The organism is Haloferax sp. KTX1, assembly GCF_902410085.1.
Lineage (GTDB): Archaea > Halobacteriota > Halobacteria > Halobacteriales > Haloferacaceae > Haloferax > Haloferax massiliensis.
Genome location: NZ_CABPRH010000003.1, coordinates 152396 through 171528, shown reverse-complemented (window position 1 = coordinate 171528; position 19133 = coordinate 152396). Strand labels below are relative to the sequence as shown.

General features: G+C 65.7%; 16 protein-coding genes. 9 read left to right on the top strand and 7 right to left on the bottom strand.

Annotated elements, in window-relative coordinates:
- Positions 1-53 precede the first annotated feature (53 nt).
- From FY251_RS07085 to FY251_RS07075, 3 genes are all read right to left on the bottom strand, one after another.
- Positions 54-1511, bottom strand: coding sequence for a hypothetical protein (locus tag FY251_RS07085; RefSeq protein ID WP_255516611.1), 1458 nt, complete (start codon positions 1509-1511; stop codon positions 54-56).
- A 213-nt stretch (positions 1512-1724) separates the two neighbouring features.
- On the bottom strand, positions 1725-2294 hold the full coding sequence (locus tag FY251_RS07080) for a metal-dependent hydrolase (protein WP_148414087.1): 570 nt from the start codon (positions 2292-2294) through the stop codon (positions 1725-1727).
- Complete coding sequence (locus FY251_RS07075) at positions 2294-3379, bottom strand: DUF1616 domain-containing protein (RefSeq protein ID WP_148414086.1); 1086 nt, start codon at positions 3377-3379, stop codon at positions 2294-2296. Before FY251_RS07075 ends, FY251_RS07080 begins: the two co-directional genes overlap by 1 nt.
- 304 nt (positions 3380-3683) lie before the next feature.
- Here FY251_RS07075 and FY251_RS23055 point away from each other — a divergent pair, with 304 nt between their 5' ends.
- From FY251_RS23055 to FY251_RS07045, 7 genes are all read left to right on the top strand, one after another.
- The gene (locus tag FY251_RS23055) at positions 3684-3812 is read left to right on the top strand and encodes a hypothetical protein (RefSeq protein WP_255516610.1); all 129 of its coding nucleotides are present in this window, start codon (positions 3684-3686) and stop codon (positions 3810-3812) included.
- Positions 3809-4390, top strand: coding sequence for an acyltransferase (locus FY251_RS07070; RefSeq protein WP_148414085.1), 582 nt, complete (start codon positions 3809-3811; stop codon positions 4388-4390). The genes FY251_RS23055 and FY251_RS07070 overlap by 4 nt, the downstream gene beginning before the upstream one ends.
- Entirely contained in the window at positions 4387-5775 is a 1389-nt protein-coding gene (locus FY251_RS07065; protein WP_148414084.1) for a nucleotide sugar dehydrogenase, read from the top strand. The genes FY251_RS07070 and FY251_RS07065 overlap by 4 nt, the downstream gene beginning before the upstream one ends.
- The gene (locus tag FY251_RS07060; protein ID WP_148414083.1) at positions 5768-7054 is read left to right on the top strand and encodes a nucleotide sugar dehydrogenase; all 1287 of its coding nucleotides are present in this window, start codon (positions 5768-5770) and stop codon (positions 7052-7054) included. Before FY251_RS07065 ends, FY251_RS07060 begins: the two co-directional genes overlap by 8 nt.
- Before the next feature lie 10 nt (positions 7055-7064).
- Positions 7065-8090 (top strand): DUF354 domain-containing protein, encoded by a 1026-nt coding sequence (locus tag FY251_RS07055; protein WP_148414082.1) that lies wholly within the window; start codon positions 7065-7067, stop codon positions 8088-8090.
- Positions 8091-8266: 176 nt separating this feature from the next.
- Positions 8267-9319, top strand: coding sequence for an ATP-grasp domain-containing protein (locus tag FY251_RS07050; RefSeq protein ID WP_255516609.1), 1053 nt, complete (start codon positions 8267-8269; stop codon positions 9317-9319).
- A gap of 63 nt (positions 9320-9382) precedes the next feature.
- Entirely contained in the window at positions 9383-11320 is a 1938-nt protein-coding gene (locus FY251_RS07045; RefSeq protein ID WP_255516608.1) for a glycosyltransferase family 39 protein, read from the top strand.
- A gap of 77 nt (positions 11321-11397) precedes the next feature.
- On the opposite strand, the gene FY251_RS07040 is transcribed toward FY251_RS07045, so the two are convergent.
- The 3 genes from FY251_RS07040 to FY251_RS07030 all read right to left on the bottom strand — a co-directional run bounded on the left by FY251_RS07040 (position 11398) and on the right by FY251_RS07030 (position 13743).
- Positions 11398-12171, bottom strand: coding sequence for a methyltransferase domain-containing protein (locus FY251_RS07040; RefSeq protein ID WP_148414079.1), 774 nt, complete (start codon positions 12169-12171; stop codon positions 11398-11400).
- Positions 12172-12196: 25 nt separating this feature from the next.
- Positions 12197-12574 (bottom strand): hypothetical protein, encoded by a 378-nt coding sequence (locus FY251_RS07035; RefSeq protein WP_148414078.1) that lies wholly within the window; start codon positions 12572-12574, stop codon positions 12197-12199.
- Between the two features lie 137 nt (positions 12575-12711).
- Positions 12712-13743, bottom strand: coding sequence for a thioredoxin domain-containing protein (locus FY251_RS07030; protein WP_148414077.1), 1032 nt, complete (start codon positions 13741-13743; stop codon positions 12712-12714).
- 370 nt (positions 13744-14113) lie between these two features.
- Between FY251_RS07030 and glmS the strand changes: the two genes are divergently transcribed.
- Together glmS and FY251_RS07020 are read left to right on the top strand one after the other, a co-directional pair.
- A complete protein-coding gene (glmS, locus tag FY251_RS07025; protein WP_042666557.1) occupies positions 14114-15922 on the top strand; it encodes a glutamine--fructose-6-phosphate transaminase (isomerizing) in 1809 nt (602 codons plus the stop codon).
- A gap of 24 nt (positions 15923-15946) precedes the next feature.
- On the top strand, positions 15947-17656 hold the full coding sequence (locus FY251_RS07020; protein ID WP_148414076.1) for an asparagine synthase-related protein: 1710 nt from the start codon (positions 15947-15949) through the stop codon (positions 17654-17656).
- A gap of 208 nt (positions 17657-17864) precedes the next feature.
- Here the strand turns inward: FY251_RS07020 and glmU are convergent, their stop codons facing one another.
- Positions 17865-19046 (bottom strand): bifunctional sugar-1-phosphate nucleotidylyltransferase/acetyltransferase, encoded by a 1182-nt coding sequence (gene glmU / locus FY251_RS07015; protein ID WP_148414075.1) that lies wholly within the window; start codon positions 19044-19046, stop codon positions 17865-17867.
- Positions 19047-19133 lie beyond the last annotated feature (87 nt).

The following is a 19133-nucleotide window of genomic DNA, read 5'->3' as shown; positions in this document are numbered from 1 at the left end:
CCCGGCCGGGTGCGGAGCGTCGCGGAGTCGACGCGGGTGCCGACCGGCGCGGCTCAGAACCAGTTCCCGTCGTACGTGACGTCGACGTCGCCGTACTCCCAGACGCCGTTGTGAATCGCCGAGTCGGTGACTTCGACGCCACTCGACCCGTCGATGACCTTCATCCCCTCGTAGCCGTCGTGTGACTGCGAGGTGACGCCGTGGAACGTCGTTCCGTCGGCGTCGTTGACGAGCGGGATGTGACCCGTGTCGTAGTCGCCCCAGATGAACGTGCTACCGTCGCCGAGCACCTTGACCGCGCGGCGGTAGTCGCCGCCGGTCTGTTCGACGTCGAAGCGGTCGAGCGTGCAGTTCCCCCGTTCGAGTCGAACCGCGTGTCGGCCGGTCGAGCCGTCGCCGGAGCCCCCGACGTTCGACTTGAGGACGTACACCGGGTCGGCGTCGGCGCCGCTCGGCCCGTTGACGACGAGCGCGTGGCCGCTGGTGTTGAACTCGATGTCGGTGTTGAGAATGTCGACTTTCCCCGCGCCCGACGAGACGGTGACGGCCTTCGTCGGCACGCTCCCGTTGACGATGACGCTGGCGTTCTGAATCCGCGCCCATTCGACGTCGTTCTGGACGCTGATGGCCCGTCCGTTCGGCTCGTCGATTCGGACGACGGTGTCGTCTATCCAGTTGTACGCGCCGCCGTCGAGTCGGATGCCCCGCTGGTTCGTGTCGTTGTCCCGGCGCTCGTCGACGATGACGGTCGCGCCGTGAATCGAGCTGTAATCGCCCGAGAGCCGAATGTTGGCGATGTTGCTGTTCTTGAACACGCCGCCGTCGACGACGACGCGGCCGCCCTCGGTCGAACAGTAGAGACCGTTGTCTGGCCACGCACAGACCTCGCAGTCGCGCACCCAGAGCTTCCCGTTGTGGTACGGCGAGACGATGATGCCCGTCGGCCCCACGTCGATGTCGCCCGGGGTGTTGTCCGAGAACTCGCCGCCGTCGGGGATCCTGATGTTCTGGATGGTCCCGATACCCGACGAGTCGGTGACGTCGAACGCGAACGGACCGTACTTCCCGCTGTCGTGCTGCCCGACGACGGAGAGGTCCCGCGCGAGAAGGTCGTCTCTGACCTGCGCTTGGACGACGCGAAGTCCGGTGTTGTCGGCCGTGAAGTCGAACTCGAAGCCCTCGACGACGAGGTCCTCCCCCGGTTGGTCGAACGTTCCTAACTTGAACAGCCACTTGCCGTCGTAGTCGGCGGCCGGGACGATAGTCGCGTTATCCCCTCGCAGTTCGAACCCCCGAAAATCGACGTGCCGGAAGACGTCGTCCATGAGATACTCGCCCTCCGGAAAATACAGCACCGTCCCGTCGTCGCACCGAATATCGTCCAATATCGGATTGATAGACTCCTGCCCCGTCGGGTCCGCGCCCTCGTCGACGACGTTGTACCAATCGTCGTCGGCCGACGCCGTCCCGGCGAACGAGACGGCCGCGGCCGCTCCGCCGATTCCCTTCAATACGTTCCTTCGAGATACCGTCCTTTTGCGCTCTTCTGCGCTTTGATTCCGCATCGCGAGAGTGTCTCTGCTTCTGTCTATTGAGTATTTTCAACGTTTTTCGTATTATTCAAACTGAATGTCTTCTCTGTGGGTGAATGTCAGACAATCAATTAAATTATGGTGTTGTTTCTAAAATTATCTGCGCCCCGGACCAGTGACGGAGCGGCCCGCTCAGAGTCCGCGGTCGGCGGCGCGGCGAACCCACCGAACCCCCGGCGTCCCGTCGAGCACCCACAGCAGGACGACCGCTCCGAAGACGGCCACGTAGCCGACGACGAGCTCCGTGTTCTCGGGGCGCATCGCCTGATAGAGGAACGTCTGGAAGTACTCAGAGAACCGCTGGACGAAGCCGAGGTCGTTCGAGTAGGGTTCCCGCGGCGCGAGCGGCCAGAGCAACCGCCCGGCGTTCGGCCCGTTCGCCCGGAGGGCGAGCAGGTCGCCGACGAGGTGCGACCCGTAGCCGACGACCGCGGCGACCGCGAGTTTCGCCCTGTTCCGCGTCCACAGCGCCCCCGCGAGCAGCGCGACGAGCGGTGCGCCGACGAGGACCGAGTGCGCCGGGCCGTACCCCGTCGTGACGACGCCGAACGACCACGAAAGCGGCTTGTCGACGAGGTCCGGGACCTGCGTCATCAGCGCGACGGCCACGCCGGCCTCGTCGCTGATCGGCGGGTCCCACGCGGCGCGGTTCACGAGGGAAAACAGCACGTAGCCGAAGACGAGATGCTCCCACGGCCACATCAGGCGCTCGCCCCTCCGGTCGAATCGGGCCGGCTGAGTTGCGCGGTGCCGTCTTCACCACCGCCGACCGAAACGACCAGTTGGACGGTCCGATACGCGTTCTCGCGGTTCGCATCGTCGGGGGCGTCGCCTCTGTAGACGTGGTAGACGAGTCGCAGCGATTCACCGGACATCGTCGGTCGCACGTCCTGTTGGACGTAGGCGGTCTGGTTGTCCTCGACCGACTGCCGCGTTCGGTCGAGTTCGCGTTCCTCGGTCACCCGCGTCCCGTTCGCCGTTCTGTCGAGCCGTTGGAGCTTCGTGACGACCGTGTACGTCGTCGGTTCGCGCTCGTGGTTCTCCAGCGCCAGCGTCACCGGGACCTGCTCTCCGCGACTGAGTTGCTGGGGGTAGCCGCTGGCCGCGTACCCCGATTCGTTCTGGGTCACGAGGTACGCCTCGGTGAAGTCCGACTCGGGCGTCTGCGTCTCGACCATCGCGAACCCGACGCTGCTGAGGAACGCGACGACGCTCACGACGACGAGGAGGTTGACGGCGAGCGAGACTGGCGAACTCCGCGACTCGGACGAAAGCGGGGACGTGACCGCTCCGGTGGTCGACGCCACGCTCCCGAGAACGGTACTCAGCGCCGGGGCACCGGCCCGCGCGTCCGAGGGGAGGAGCATGCGCCGGACGACGGCGACGGCGGTGAACAGTATCGTCACGCCGAACACGCCGAGCGCGACGAGGGTCGCGTCGAACCCCCGCCCGGCGACGTTGGCGACGAGCGCGACCGCGGCGACGAGCGCGAGGCTCAACGCCGACGAGAGGGCCAGCCGAACGGAGTAGAGCAGTCCGGCGGTGTGTCGCGTCGGTCGGGTGAGCGCCGACTCGTCGCTCATGGTGTCGGACTCGACGTCCGACCGCCGCTCCGGGAACACGGCGGCGAGGACCGCGTATCCCGGGTACAGAACGATGAGCGGCACGACGAACAGGCTCCGGACGATCGACCCGGAGAGACCGAGCATGACCGCCGCGAGCGCGGCGATCGCGCCCGCGACGACGAGGAGTAAGTCGAGTGTCCAGTGACGGGTAGACGACTTCATCACCCGCGCCTTGACCGTCCGTGTTGAAAAATGGCCGCGACCGTTCACGCTCGAAATTGGGCGAAAGAGCGGCTTAGCGGTCTGGTAAGGGCGAATGGCCGAACGCGCCGACGGCAGCGTTCCGGGGTGATGCTCCGAAAAACCGAGGAATCTCGGCTTCGATTGGTGAGGGTTCGCACGGTGGGGCCGACCCGCGTTCGCCCGTCTACGGCCGTCTACGGGCTTACCGTCCCGATAATAATGGCCGCTTCGCGTGACCTCCGTTTCGAATCGCGGGCCACGACGGCCCGCGGCGTGACCAACAATGCGCACCAAAACCAAACTCCTCGCGGCGCTCGTCGCACTGTTCGTGCTCGTAACCACGCTCCGGTCGGAAAGCGGCGGGTCGCTCCCCGAAGAGGACGAAACGTCTGGCGATTCGGCACAGGCATGAACTTGTACGTCACGGGCACCAACTGCGAGATAGACGACGACGTCACCCTCGGGTACCCCGCCGGCGACGACTCCCGGCAGACGATCGTCGGCGACGACGCCCGAATCCGCTCGGGGACCATCGTCTACAGCGACGTGACTATCGGCGACGGCTTCGTCACCGGCCACGACGCGCTCGTCCGAGAGGACACCCGAATCGGCGACAACGTCGTCGTCGGGACCAACACCGTCGTCGACGGCACCTCCACCATCGGGTCCAACGTGAGCCTCCAGACCCGCGTCTACGTTCCGACCCACACGCACATCGGCGACGACGTGTTCGTCGGACCGGGCGCGGTGCTCACCAACGACCCGTACCCCGTCCGGCAGGACGTCGAGATGACCGGCCCGACGCTCGAAGACGGCGTCTCGGTCGGCGGGAACGCGACGATTCTCCCCGACGTGACCGTCGGCGAGGACGCGTTCGTCGCCGCCGGCGCGACCGTCACCGAGGACGTCCCCGCAGAGACGCTCGCGGTCGGAACGCCCGCCGAACACCGCCCACTCCCGGCGAAGCTACAGGGAGCGAACTCGATATGAGCACGCAATCTTCAGTCACGACCATCTACGGCTCCGCCCGTCCCGAAGACGAACAGCGAGACGCGTTCACCTCCGGCGACGTGCCCGTCGGCGTCTACGGCCTCGGCAAGATGGGCCTCCCGCTCGCGTCCGTCTACGCCGAGACCACCGGCAACGTCACCGGCGCGGACATCGACACCGAGGTCGTCCGCGAGATAAACGCCGGCCGCAACCACATCGTCGGCGAACCCGGGCTCGACGAACTGGTCGAGGAACTGGTCGAAGACGGCGCGCTCGTCGCGAACACGGAACCGCGGGAAGTCGCGGCCGAGGCGAGCGTGCACGTGGTCATCGTCCCGACGCTCGTCGACGACGGGGGTCGCCCGGACCTCTCGGTCATCGAGGCGGTCGCGGGCGACATCGGCAAGGGCCTCGACGAGGGCGACCTCGTCGTCTTCGAATCGACGCTCCCGCCGCGCACCTGCCGAGACGCGCTCCTCCCGCTTCTCGAATCCGAAAGCGGCCTCTCGCTCGGCGAGTTCGGGCTCGCGTTCTGCCCGGAGCGGACCTCCTCCGGCCGGGCGCTGAGGGACATCCGCGGGGCCTACCCGAAGGTCGTCGGCGGGGCCGACGACGAGAGCGCCCGCGCCGCGTCGCTCATCTACGACCAGATATCGTCGAACGAGGTCATCACCGTCTCGGACACGACGACCGCGGAGGCGGTCAAGGTGTTCGAGGGCGTCTACCGCGACGTGAACATCGCGCTCGCCAACGAGCTGGCGACCCACGCCGACGAGTTCGAAGTCGACGTGACCGAGGCCATCGACGTGGCCAACACCCAACCGTTCTGCGAGATTCACACGCCCGGCGCGGGCGTCGGCGGCCACTGTATCCCGTACTACCCGCAGTTCCTCATCAACGAGTTCGAGACGGGGTCGCCGCTCATGGAGACCGCTCGCGCCGTCAACGACGAGATGCCGCACGTCACCGCGCAGACGGCGCTCGACCGACTGGACGCACGGGGCGTCGCCCCCGAAGACGCGACCGTTCTCGTCCTCGGCCTCACGTACCGAGCGGGCGTCAAGGAGATTCGAAAGACGCCGGCGCTCCCCGTCATCGAACACCTCGACGCCGCCGGTGCCGACGTGGTCGCCACCGACCCCATCCTCGACGACACCGACGTCTTCGAGGACGCGGGCGCGACCATCATCCGCGGCGTCACGAACGACGACCTGTCTCCGGACGCCATCGTGCTCGTGACGGCCCACGAGTCGTTCGAACATCTCGACGTTCCCGCCTTCGCCGACGACGACCGCCCGGTCGTCTTCGTCGACGGGCGGCAGGCCGCCACGGAGTACCGCGACCACGAACGCGTCGATTACGAGGGAATCGGACTCCATGACTGACACCGTCTGCGTCGTCGGCCTCGGCTACGTCGGCCTGCCGTTGGCCATCGAGTTCGACCGCGCCGGGAAGTCGGTCATCGGCTACGACGTCGACCCCGACAAGGTCTCGACGCTCTCGGCGGGGACGGACCCGACCGGGGACGTGACCGACGAGGGCGTCGCCGCCTCCGACGTGCTGTTCACGACGGACCCGACGCACATCTCGGACGCGGACTTCGTCATCGTGACGGTCCCCACGCCGGTCGACAGCATGGAGAACCCCGACCTCCGGTTCGTCGAGTCGGCGGCCGAGACCATCGGCCGGCACGTCTCCCCGGGGACGACCGTCGTCCTCGAATCCACCGTCTACCCCGGCGCGACCGAGTCCGTCCTCGTGCCCGCGCTCGAAGCCGAGTCCGGGTTCGACGTGGGCGAGGACGTGTTCGTGGGCTACTCGCCGGAGCGCGCGTCGCCCGGCGACACTGGCCGGAGCGTCAAGGACGTGGTCAAGGTGGTCGGTGCCAACTCCGAGGCGGTCCGCGAGCGCCTCGCGGACCTCTACGGGAGCATCGTCGACGCCGGCATCCACCGCGCGCCCGACATCGAGACGGCGGAGGCGTCGAAGGTCATCGAGAACGTCCAGCGCGACATGAACATCGCGCTCGTCAACGAGCTGGCCATCGCGTGCGACCACATGGGCCTGACGACGAAGGACGTCCTCGAAGCCGCGGGGACGAAGTGGAACTTCCACGACGGCTACTCCCCGGGCTTCGTCGGCGGCCACTGCATCCCCGTCGACCCGTTCTACCTCACCTACCGCTCCAAGCGCGAGGGCTTCTCGCCGAAGCTCGTGTTGCAGGCGCGCGAAATCAACGAGTACGTCCCGGTTCACGCCGCCCGCAAGGCGGTCAAGACCATCAACGAGTCGGGCCGCGTCCTCCAGGACACGCGGCTGCTCGTCCTCGGACTCGCCTACAAGCCGGGCGTCGGCGACATCCGGAGCTCGGACGTGAGCACGATGATAGAGAAACTCGACGAGTTCCACGTCGACTGCGTGGGCTACGACCCCCACGCCGACCCCGACGAGTCTCGGGAGGTCTTCGGCATCGACGTGGTCGAGTCGGTCGACTTCGAGGCGTACGACGGCGTCGTCGTGGCGACCGGCCACGAGGAGTTCACCGACTACGACCTCGGCGAGATGGCCGCCGGCCTCGGGTCCGACCCCGTCATGATAGACGTGGCCGACGCGTTCGACGCCGACGAGGCCGACGAGCGCGGCTTCCACTACGCGCAGCTCTGAGACACCGACGATGGACATCCTCATCACGATTCAGCACCCCGCGCACGTCCACTTCTTCAAACACGCCATCGACGAGTTCGAGGCCCGCGGCCACGAGGTGCACGTCCGCGCCCTCGACAAGGACGTCGCCTTGGACCTCCTCGACGAGTACGAAATCGACTACGAGGTGGTTGGCTCCCGCGGCGACTCGCTGGCCGGCGTCGCGCTGTCGACCCTCGGCATCGAGTATCGGCTCTTCCGCGCCGCGAGGGACATCGACCCGGACGTCGTCGCCTCCATCGGGGGGTTCGAGGCCGCACACGTCGCGACGCTCGTCGGTGCCGACTGCGTCGTCTTCACCGACACGGAGCACGCGACACTCTCGAACGCGCTGACGTTCCCCTTCGCCGACGAGGTGGCGACGCCGAAATGCTACCGCGACGACGCCGGGTCGAACCACTACCGATACCCGAGTTACCACGAACTGGCGTACCTCCATCCCGACCGGTTCGACCCCGACCCGGCGGCGCTCGACGGCCTCCCGGTCGACGCCGACGACACGTACGCGGTCGTCCGTCTGGTCAGTTGGGGCGCGGCACACGACGTCGGCGACGAGGGTCTCGACGGACTCACCGGCCTCGTCAGTCGCCTCGAAGACGCGGGCGCGACCGTCCTCATCTCCGCGGAGGGCGATTCCCTCCCGCCCGCGTTGGCGGACTACGCCATCACCGTCGACCCGCATCTCATCCACCACGTGCTCGCGTACGCCGACCTCTTCGTCGGCGAGAGCGGGACGATGGCCTCGGAAAGCGCCGTCCTCGGGACGCCGACCGTCTACGTCCACAGCGCGAACCCCGGACTCATGCGCGACCTCGCCTCCTTCGACCTGCTGTTCGGCTATCACGGCGAGCGGCGGAACGAACGCGCCGCGAATCAGGCGGTCGACATCCTCCGGTCGACCGACGCCGATTGGGAGGCGCGCCGACGGCGACTTCTCGAAGAGAACGTCGACGCGACGGACGTCATCGTCGAGCGGGTGCTGGCGACCGAGGAATAGTTTTTCGAACGCGCGTTTCACGCCCGTTCGCCGACCGCGTCGACTCCGAACGACACGTCGATTTTCGGCGCTTCACGCCTTTATCTGCTATATAATAAGGGGCCCTTGGTGTCTGTCTCGTCTCGATGACACTGCTGGATACAGTCCGACCGTCGAGCCGAGACGGTGATGTGACCGTGCTGGTGACCGGCGCCGGTGCCGTCGGCGCTTCGGGTATCATCAAGGCGATTCGCCGGGCCGACGCGTTCGACGCGCACATCGTCGGCGTCGACACGGACCCGGACGCCTACGGCTTCACCCTCGTCGACACGGCGGAGACGGTTTCCGCTGCCGACACCGACGCGTTCGTCTCCGACCTGCTGGCGGTCGCTCGCCGCGAAGACGCCGACGTAATCCTCCCACTCAACGCGGCGGAGGTCGGCCCCCTCTCCGAAGCGAAGCCAGTCTTCGAGAGCGAGGGTATCGAAGTGATGGCCCTCTCGTCGCAGGCGCTGTCGGTTGCCAGAGACAAAGGGCGACTGTACGACGAACTCGTCAAGCAGGCCCACCCGGTGGCACCCGAGTTCTACCGCGTCTCCACGTACGACGAGTTCCTCGACGCGGTGCACGCGCTCGGCTACCCCAACCGCCGCGTCTGTTTCAAGCCGCCGGTGAGCACCGACATGCGCTGCTTTCGCGTCCTCGACCCGGACATGGACCGGTTCAACGCGCTGTTGAACCAGAAACCGAACAGCACCGTCACGACGCTGGGCGACGTGCTGCCCGTCCTCCAGGAGACGGTCCAGTTCCCCGAACTCATCGTGATGGAGTTCCTCCCCGGCGAGGAGTACACCGTGGACGCGCTCGTCCGCGACGACGAGACGCCGATTCTCGTCTCCCGGTCTCACAACGAGGCCTGCGACGACGCCTCGTTCGTCGGAACCGTCGAAGAGAACCCGGAACTCCTGCGAGACACCCGCGAGCTCTGTTCGGTCTTCGGGTTGGAGTACAACGTCACGTTCCGGTTCAAATACACCGCCGCCGGCAGGCCGAAACTCGTCGACATCCATCCGCGACTCTCCCCGTCCGTCACCGCTTCGGTCGGTGCGGGTGCCAACATCCCCGCGCTCAGCGTGCAGTACGCGATGGGACAGGAGCTTCCCGAACTCGACATCGAGTGGGGAACCCACGTGACCCGCGACTGGCAAGACGTGTTTTACGGCCCCGATAAGGACCCGACCACGATCTGACGGACTCAGTTCGAAACTCAACTCTCACCATACATAACGATGCTCTCATCAATATACGGCCGATTGCGACGAGCCGAACTCGACGTGCTCGCGGCGGGTCTCGGAGTCGTGCTCGCGCTCGCGTTGTTCCCGCTGCGATTCCTCTCGTCGCAGATCTTCATCGTGACGCTCCCGATTATCCTCGGCGTCGGTTGCCTCCTCTATCTCGCGGCCGCCCGCGGGAGGGGAACTACGGAGGGGCTCCCGACGCTCGCGCCGTCGCTCGTTCGGCTCACCTCGGCCGGCGTCTTCCTCGGCCTCGCGGGGATGGTCGTGCTCGCGGTCATTCAGGACGAACGGAGCGTCCTCTTCATGGACGTCGGCGGCGTCGTCGGCACGCTCCTCCTTGGACAGATACTGCTCGCGCCGGACAGCGAACTGCGTCCGAGCGTCTTCCTCGCGGAGATTATCGTGTACTCGTTCGTCGTTCGGTTCGCCGCGCTCTACACCGCCCCGGGGTACATCGGCATCGACATCTGGTCGCACACGACGTTCGTCCAGATGATCCTGCAAGCCGACTCGCTGTCGGCAATCAGCGAGGTCAAGTACTACGCGTCGCCGCTTTTCCACCTCCTCGCGGCGGCGTCGACGCACCTCCTCGGCCTGTCGCTTCGGAACGCGCTGTACCTCTCGGTCGGCGTCGTGATGCCGCTCGTGCCGCTTTTGGTCTACGGGACGGCTCGACTCCTCGTGCCGCTTCGCTGGGCGCTCACCGCCGGCGCGCTGTACGCGATGGGCGACCAGGTCATCCGCTGGGGCATCCACCTCATCCCGACGAGCCTCGGGCTGCTGTTTTTCCTCGCGTGTCTGTACTGCCTCGTGCGGATCACGCACGCGAGCGAGCGGTGGCGCGACTTCGGTCTCCTCGTCCTGTTCAGCACCGCCGTCATCCTCACCCACCAAGTGTCGTCGTTCATCATGTTGGTGGTCCTCTTCGCGGGGTTCGCCGCGCAGGTGCTGCTCCGGTTCGACTTCTTCACCGAGGACCCGGACCCGCTTTCGTTTTCCAGCGGCGGGTCCAACCCCGTGAACCTCGCGGGGCTCGTCGGGTTCAACCTCGGACTCATCGTCTTCACCTGGTCGCTGACGCCGTACCAGGGTGATACCTTCCTCGAAACGGTCATCAACTACCTCATCGTGAACCTGTTCAACGCCGGCTTCCTCCAAGGCGTGGGGGGAAGCGGCGGGTCGGCCGGCGCGTCCGGTGCGGCCGGTTCGGCCGGACAGACGTTCCTCTCGCAGCTCTCGACGTACGTCACCGAAGCCGGGTTCCTCCTGCTCGTTTTCGCGGGTCTCATCGGCTGTCTCACCGTGCTCAACCGCTCGCGGGCGACGCAGACGACGTACACGTTCGTCGGCGCTATCGTGGCGATGCTGTTCGTCGTGCTCGGACTGCCGCTCGTCGGCATCGAGAGCTTCGTCCCCGGTCGCTGGTTCGCGTACCTCTACGCCCTCCTCGCCATCATCGGCGTCCTCGGGTTCCGACACCTCGCCAACCGGACCACCTTCAAGGTGGTCGGCGTCATCCTGCTTTTGTTCGTGCTCGTCTACCCGAACGTGATGATAATGTCGAACGACGGCGCGATGGACAGCCCCGCGTTCCCGAACCAACACGAGCGGCTCTCGTACACCGAACAGGAACTCGCCGCCATCGACACGTACGGCTCGGCCCGCTCGTCCCAACAGGGCGGTGAACTCTACACCGACCTGCCGTACGGGACGGTGTGGGAGCGAACGGACGCGTATCCGGCCGAACCCTTACCGGTGGAAGACGGCAGACCGGTGCCACAGGGGATAACGGCCTACCGGGAGTACCAGTCACAGAGCGCCTCGTACTTCCCGAACGAACAGGACACGGCCACGAACCTCGACCCGTCGAAGACCGAGGTCTGTCCGCCGACGACCAACTACGTCTACGCGAACGGCGAAGTCACCATCTGTTCGCTCCCCGGCGCGAACTGACCGCTCTGCTCGCGGTCGTTGTTTTTTTGCGTTGTGTGGTCGGTGCAGGCGACTTACGGACCGACCCGTCTGTTGCGTCACTCGTCCACCGGCTCGACGAGATAACAGAACTGCGTGAGAGAGAAAAACGACTCACTCCTCCGGTCACGAGTTCGGACGTCTTCGGCCCACTGACGCGCGACTTCCGCTCCGAGCCGAGGTGTGACAAACTCTCGGATAGACGCCAACAGATAGTATGCAAACGAATCCTGTCCGAGTTCCGTAAGCAGGAGCGTATAGGGAACGATATCCGTCACGTCGAACGAGGCGGCTCGGAGTTTCGGTTCGAGGGTCGACCCCAAGTGTGGGTGTGAGCAGTGTTCGTTCCACGCGGAGAGGACACGGTTCGAACGCGCGCTGTTCCGGACGCGCCAGACGAGCGATTCCCAGTCGGTTGCATAAATCACCGCTCTCCCATCGGAATCGAGAACGCGATGGAGTTCGGAGAGGGCGGCATCGATATCGTCGATGTACTCGTAGACCTGTACCGACACGGCCGTCTCGACGGACCCGTCTGCGACCGGGATGGACGTCGCGTCACCGCGCAGGAGTGAGACAGCGTCTGGACACCGATCCCGGGAAACAGCGAGCATCGCCGGGTTGGAGTCGACTCCGAGAACGCGGGATGCGTTCGTCTGTGATGCGAGTTCCGACGGTTCGAACCCGGGGCCGCAGCCGATAGAGAGGACCGATTCTCCGGACTTCAGGTTCAACTGCTCGCGGACAAACGCCCGACGTGCCCGAGCAGTCGCCGTCTGGTAGTTTGCCTCTTCACGAGCGACCGCCGCTTCGTCGTAGTTGAGGTTAGTCATGGGTTCCGTGACGGGCCGGTGATGCCTACTCGTCGAGTGAGTTGGTCGTCGTCGTACGCTGTTCTCTGCGAGGCGACGCGCCTATCTCGGCGCCGAATCCGATGCCGGCAGCGGTGAGCCCCATCGCGTGGAGTACGAGAACGGTCCGAAGGCTTCCCAGCGGTAGTTCGGGGTGAATGCTGTACAGGGGTACGAAAGACACCAACCCGACAAACAGAATCTGGTGGAGGGCTGGCATATTACTGAGCGCACGGCGATTTCGCACCAGTAGCCAACCGGCGACTCCCCACGTGAGGATAAGGCAGAACAGCAGTTGCGGGTCCCACTGACCGTCCGCGTAGTAACTGCCGCCTGCGAGTATGCCGACGAGAACACCGATCGAGACGTGTTTGAACTCGGCCACAGCGATGCTGTTGTCGCACGGACAATAAATGTTGGAAGAATAACTCGTGTGACGGTGTGAACTGCACCTCTCACCGCAGTCGGCCGGTGCAGACGGCCCACAACCGAAGAGTACCACCCAGACAGCGCCGCGGAGAACTAGAACGCGTCGTCGCTGTCCGATTCGGTCGTTTCGTCGCTTCCGAACGTCGTCGAACTGTTGTTCGCCGTGCCACTCTCGTTTCCGCCGGACGACGACCCGAAGGCGGTGTCGTTTTCGGTCGTGGACTCACCGAACGACGTGTCGTTTTCCGTCGAGTTCCCGCCGAACGAGTCGTCGCTCTCGGTCGTCGTTTCACCGAACGTCGAACCGCCGGCGGCCCGTTCCAGCTGTTCTCTCGTGGCTTCGAAGTCGACCGTCGGCGCGGTCACCTCGTCGTCGGAGACGACCCGCGGGACGGTCGTGATGTCGAGTTCGGCCGCGCTGTCGGCGGACAGTTGGACGCTCTGGGCGTACGCGCGCGACCGAATCGCCCGCTGAATCTGGTCGACGCCGTTCACGTCCGCCTCCTCGGCGATTCGGACGAGGTTGTCGGTGGTCGCCCAGTCGTAGCGCTCCTGCGGCTGGTTGGCGAAGACGTACGCGAAGTACGTCCAGAACGACTCGGGGTCGATGTTCCAGACGGCGAGTCCGGCCTCGCTCGCGCGGGGCGCGTCCGGCCCGAGGTACGGGTCGCCGTCCATGTACGCCACGTTCCGGAACTCGACGGAGAGGTCGCCGGTCGCGACGTAGTCTTCGATGAGCGTGCCGAACTGCTGCTGGACGAACTCCTGGGTGTACGGGCACTTCCAGTTCCCGTACACCGTCACCGTCGTGTCGGCCGTCCCGACAGTCGGGTAACGGTTGTCGGTCTGCAACGACGGGAGGGACTCGGTCGGAAGGTCGAACGACGGGTCGGAGACCGTCAAGGGACCCATCTCGTCTGACGAGTCCGCGTCGGTTTCGTTGCCCTCCGCCGTCTGCGTCTCGGGCCGCGCCGTGGTCGTCTGTCCCCCCGATTGGCTCGCCGTCGTGGTTTCCCCGCCGGTGTTCGCCTGCCGAGCGAAACTCGCACAACCGCTCAGCGAGGCGATGGCCGCGACGCCGGATAGTTTGAGAATGCTTCGCCTGTCTGTCTCTCGGTCAACCATACAGTACACCCGGGACGTGACCGGCATTATTATCGGCCGTGTAAAGCGTGGCACCGCCCGTCCCGCGGACTGTTCGGTGCCTAATCCGCCGTTCGCCCGTCACCGCGTCGTTTCGAAGAAACCGAACGACAACGGTGCCTTTGTATCGGTTTCGAAATCGGAGCCATCCCTTAGCGCGTCTATAGTAATGGCCGCTTCTTCGTATCATGGTTCCAGGGGCAGCTCAACTCGCTGTCGACCTCGCAACCCATGACACACAGCAAACAACACCGGGTGGGGCCGAACGCCGCCACCTCGTCCGCTCTGAACCGTCCGCAGCCAACGACGACCGGCACGGCGCGTGTTTCCCGACACGCGGAGGAACGCTAACATGTGCGGAATCATCGCTCACGTCGGTGAACGACGGGCCATCAGCCCGCTCGTCACCGGGCTCGAAAAACTGGAGTACCGCGGCTACGACTCCGCCGGTATCGCGGTGAAAAACGGCTCGGGACTGGACGTGTGGAAGTGCTCGGGTCAGGTTTCGGACCTCAAAGAGACCATCGACGGGGTCGAATCGAGCGCGACGCTCGGTATCGGACACACGCGATGGAGCACCCACGGGCCGCCGACCGACGAGAACGCGCACCCGCACACGAACCGGACGAACCAGGTCGCCGCGGTCCACAACGGCATCATCGAGAACTACGCGGCGCTCAAGGACACCCTCGAAGAGAAGGGCTACGAGTTCACGAGCGACACCGACACCGAGGTCATTCCGAACCTCGTCAGCTACTACCTCGACCGCGGAAACGAGCCGCTTGCGGCGTTCCAGCACGCGGTCGACACGCTCGAAGGGAGCTACGCCATCGCAGTCGTCATCGACGGCAACGACTCCATCTACGCCGCGCGACAGGGGTCGCCGCTCGTCCTCGGCGTCGACGAGGACAGCTACTTCCTCGCGAGCGACGTGCCCGCGTTCCTCGACCACACGAAGAACGTCGTCTACCTCGAAGACGGCGACACGGTCGAGGTCCGCGCCGACGGCGTCGACATCACCGACGAGGACGACGTGACGGTGCGGCGCGAAGTCGAGACGGTCGACTGGAACCCCGACGAGACCGGCAAGGGGCAGTTCGACCACTTCATGCTCAAGGAGATTCACACGCAGCCGACCTCGCTCCAGAAGACGCTCGAAGGGCGTCTCGACCCGGCGTCGGGCGAAATCGACCTCGACATCGAGACCGACCTCTCGGAGGTCGACTCCGTCCAGCTCGTCGGATGTGGCACCTCGTACCACGCCGCGCTGTTCGGTGCGAGCCTCCTGAACCGCTGTGACGTTCCGGCGCGCGCGATTCGCGCGAGCGAGTACGACCTGACCACGGGGTCGCTGACTGACAACACGCTGTTCATCGCGGTCACCCAGAGCGGCGAGACGGCGGACACGCTCAGCGCGCTCCGACAGGTCAACGAGGAGGGCGTCGAGACGCTCGCGGTGACGAACGTCGTGCAGTCGACCGCCGCCCGCGAGGCCGACGAGCCGGTCTACATCCGCGCCGGCCCCGAAATCGGCGTCGCGGCCACGAAGACGTTCTCGTCGCAGGCCGCGGTCCTCACGCTCCTCAGCCAGCACCTCTCGGATATCGTCGATTCCGGCGTCCCCGCGGACAACCTCGACCGACTCGTCTCCGACATGGCCGACCTCCCCGACGCCGTCGAACGGGTGCTCCAGACGAGCGACGCCAAGCGACTCGCCCGCGAGTACCTCGACATGAACGCGTACTTCTTCATCGGCCGCGGACTCGGCTGTTCGGTCGCCAAGGAGGGCGCGCTCAAGTTCAAGGAGATCACCTACGAGCACGCCGAGGGGTTCGCCTCCGGCGAACTCAAACACGGCCCGCTGGCGCTCGTCACCGACCGAACTCCCGTCTTCGCGGTCTGTACCGACGGCAGCGACAAGACGGTGACAAACGCCAAGGAGGCGAAGACCCGCGGTGCGCCCATCGTCGCCATCTGCCCGTCGGACCACCAGATAATGGACGCCGCGGACGAGCACCTCTACGTCCCCGACAGGCATCCCGTCTGTACGAACCTCCTTGCGAACGTCCAGTTACAGCTCCTCTCGTACTACTGTGCGACCGAGTTGGACCGCGAGATAGACAAGCCTCGAAACCTCGCCAAGAGTGTCACGGTCGAGTAACCCCACGGAAACCAGCCATCCACAATGAACAAAGAACTGTTTGGCGTCCTCGACGACGACGGAGCCTTCGACGACCTCGCGTCTCGTTCGAGTTTCGACTGGGTCGCCGACGGTGAGCGCGCAACCGTCGCCATCCGCGACCCCGCGCTCGGCTTTCCCGGACGCTCGTCGACGTATCGAGACGAACGAGGGAGCTGTATCGTCTGGGGCGAGGCGTTTTCGCCCGACGACGTTTCGGCCCCGGCGGCCGAGCACGCCTTCGAGCGGTACGCCGAGGTCGGACCCGACGCGTTCGGCGAACTCAACGGGTCGTTCCTCGTGTTCGTCGAACTCGACGGCGACGCGATCGTCGCCTCGGACCCCGCCCGAACGTGGCAGTGTTTCTACACCGACACGCCCGACGGGCGGGTGTTCGGTACGAACCCGCAACGCGTCCTCTCGGCGGCCCGCGATCTGGAAGTCGACACCCGCGGTCTCCTCGAATACATCCACATGGGCGTCGTCGTCGACGACCGGACGGTGTACAGCCGACTCAGTTGCATCCCGTTCGACGGCTACTTCACCGCCGACGAGTCGGGGTCGCTCTCCCGGTTCGTCTACGACCCCGCCGACCCCGACGAGTTCGACTACGTCGACGAACTCGCGGCGCGCCTCGAACGGGCGATAGCCCGCCGGACGAACTTCCCGGGCAGGCAGGGGGTCCTCTTGAGCGGCGGCTACGACTCGCGGGCGATCGTCGCCCAGCACCCCGACATCGACGTCTGTTACACGCTCGGCCAGCCAGACCATCCGGAAGTCGAAGTCGCCCGGAACATCGCCCACCAGTACGGCGCTGACCACGAAACCCTCGTCCCCGACGACGACTACATCAACGTCGACGAGGACGTCATCGAGTACTCCCTCGGAACGCGTGAATCCGTCCACATCCACCACGCGGGCTGTGACGAAAAGATGGACGTCGACACCGTCTTTCACGGACTGCTCTTCGACACGTTCCTCCGCGGACACTTCCTCCCCCAGAACGTCGTCGACGTGTTCGGTAATCGGTTCCCGTTGCAGGGGCTGGACCCCGACCCGGACCCCGCCGAGGTGCTGTCGTCGAAGTTCGGCTACCACCCGGCGTGCGACCACGTCTTCCCCGAGTGTTACGACGAGTTCGACACGAGCATGGAGTTCATCGACGACGTCGTCGACGAGCAGCTCGACAAGTGGTCGGGCCGCTACGACAACGTCTACGACAGTATCGAACTCATCGGCATCCAAAACCAGCCGTCGGTCCCGTTCCACTTCGAGTTGTCCGACAACTACATCGAGTCGTTCGTCGCCGCCGACGCCGAACTCATCGACTGGCACCTGAAGACGCCGCCGGAAAAGCGCAACACGAACACGATGATGGCGGCGATGCGGAAACTCAACCCCGACATCTTCCGCCACCGCCCGCCGGACAGACCGCACGACTCGTTCCGGAAGAACCAAATCGAGAAGTTCCTCCGGCGGAAAGTGCCGGGCGTCTCCCCGTTCAGTTCGCCGTGGCCCGACATGGAGGCGCAGTACGACCGGAACGAACTCGACCGCAAGCTCTTCCCCGGCTACCCGAGCATCCACGAGCTTCCGGTCAGAGTCAAGCTGCGAATCAACGACATCACGACGTGGATGAACGCCGCGGACGACGACAGCATCCTCACCCCCAACGACGTGTTGTGTCCGCCGGTTCGGATGCTGACCGACTCCTGAGTCTCCGCTTCTTCTCCCCCGACTGACCGACGGCTCGCGCTCGCGATGTCGTCTCGCTCGTGCCCCGCCGCCACGGACTGCTGTCGGTGCTGACTCACCTCGACACGACGACGACTGACGAGAGCGTGCGACGGTGCGGGGAGATTCGGACTGTACCGAGACGTCGCAACCGGTGCGAGAAGGAGGTCGCCTCGTCGCTGTCGCCGCGTTATCGGTCGGTCGTCACGGTCTCACCGGGGGCCGTCTGAGCGCCTTCAGAGAGCGTCACACCGGCGTTGAGCGCCGTGTTGATGCCGGTCTTCACGTCGTCGCCGACGACCACGCCGAACTTTCGGCGGCCGGTCGAGACGCGGTCGCCCTTGACCGTCACGGAGACGTCTTCGTCGTCGTGCCGGAGGTTGGCGACGTTCGTCCCCGCGCCGAAGTTGACGCGGCGGCCGACGACGCTGTCGCCGACGTACGACAGGTGGCCGACGTTCGTCTCCGCGAGGAGCACGCTGTTTTTGATCTCGACGGCGTGGCCGACGTGAACGCCGGGGCCGACGAACGTGCAGCCGCGGACGTACGCGTTCGGCCCGACCGTCGCTCCCTTCGAGACGTAGGCGGGCCCCTCGACGACGGAGCCGTCTCTGACGGTCGCGCCCGCTTCGACGACCACGTCGCCTTGCACCGTGGCGTCGTCGCTCACGTCGCCGTCGATGCGGCGGTCGAACGTCTTGAGTTTCCACTCGTTGGCTTCGAGGAGTTCCCACGGCCGGCCCACGTCCATCCAGCGGTCGAGCGTCACCGGCGAGACGTTGAACTGGTCGATGACTCGGTCGAGGACGTCGGTGAGTTCGCGCTCGCCGCGCTCGCTCAGCGGCACGTCCAACATGTCGCGGGCCTCCGCGGGGAACACGTACGCACCGGCGTTGACGAGGTCGTTTCGGGGGGCGTCGGGTTTCTCGACGATTTCCGCCACCGCGCCGTCTGCGACGTTCAACACGCCGTAGTTGCCGGGGTTCGGAACGCGAATCGACGCGATGCTCGGGGCCGCGTCGAACAGGCTGTCGATGCCCTCGGGGTCGTAGAGGTTGTCGCCGTAGAGGACGGCGAACGCGCCGTCGATGTATTCTTCGGCGGCGCGGACCGCGTCCGCGGTCCCCTGCTGTTCGTCCTGTTCGACGTAGGAGACCGGGACGCCGCGGTACGACGAGCCGAAGTACTCGCGCACCGTCTCTTGGCCGTAGCCGACGACCATGACGAGTTCGTCGGCACCGGCTTTCACCGCCGCCTCCGCGGTGTGACCGACGATCGGCTGTCCGGCCACGGTCAGCATCGGTTTGGGAACTTCGTTCGACAGCGGTCGCATGCGTGTGCCTCGCCCGGCCGCGAGTAGGATAGCTTGCATACCCCGCCGTAGTCGAACGACGGGCCTTATTATACGCGAGATAAGGGGTCGTTGTCGGCGTTTTTCGGCGAGTTCAACGCCATTAGG

Excerpts from the sequence above, each read along its gene's own strand:
- glmS (WP_042666557.1), top strand. The coding sequence starts at position 14,114 with ATGTGCGGAATCATCGCTCACGTCGGTGAACGACGGGCCATCAGCCCG.
- FY251_RS07020 (WP_148414076.1), top strand. The coding sequence starts at position 15,947 with ATGAACAAAGAACTGTTTGGCGTCCTCGACGACGACGGAGCCTTCGAC.
- glmU (WP_148414075.1), bottom strand. The coding sequence starts at position 19,046 with ATGCAAGCTATCCTACTCGCGGCCGGGCGAGGCACACGCATGCGACCG.
- FY251_RS07030 (WP_148414077.1), bottom strand. The coding sequence starts at position 13,743 with ATGGTTGACCGAGAGACAGACAGGCGAAGCATTCTCAAACTATCCGGC.
- FY251_RS23055 (WP_255516610.1), top strand. The coding sequence starts at position 3,684 with ATGCGCACCAAAACCAAACTCCTCGCGGCGCTCGTCGCACTGTTCGTG.
- FY251_RS07055 (WP_148414082.1), top strand. The coding sequence starts at position 7,065 with ATGGACATCCTCATCACGATTCAGCACCCCGCGCACGTCCACTTCTTC.
- FY251_RS07060 (WP_148414083.1), top strand. The coding sequence starts at position 5,768 with ATGACTGACACCGTCTGCGTCGTCGGCCTCGGCTACGTCGGCCTGCCG.
- FY251_RS07070 (WP_148414085.1), top strand. The coding sequence starts at position 3,809 with ATGAACTTGTACGTCACGGGCACCAACTGCGAGATAGACGACGACGTC.
- FY251_RS07075 (WP_148414086.1), bottom strand. The coding sequence starts at position 3,379 with ATGAAGTCGTCTACCCGTCACTGGACACTCGACTTACTCCTCGTCGTC.
- FY251_RS07040 (WP_148414079.1), bottom strand. The coding sequence starts at position 12,171 with ATGACTAACCTCAACTACGACGAAGCGGCGGTCGCTCGTGAAGAGGCA.
- FY251_RS07065 (WP_148414084.1), top strand. The coding sequence starts at position 4,387 with ATGAGCACGCAATCTTCAGTCACGACCATCTACGGCTCCGCCCGTCCC.
- FY251_RS07080 (WP_148414087.1), bottom strand. The coding sequence starts at position 2,294 with ATGTGGCCGTGGGAGCATCTCGTCTTCGGCTACGTGCTGTTTTCCCTC.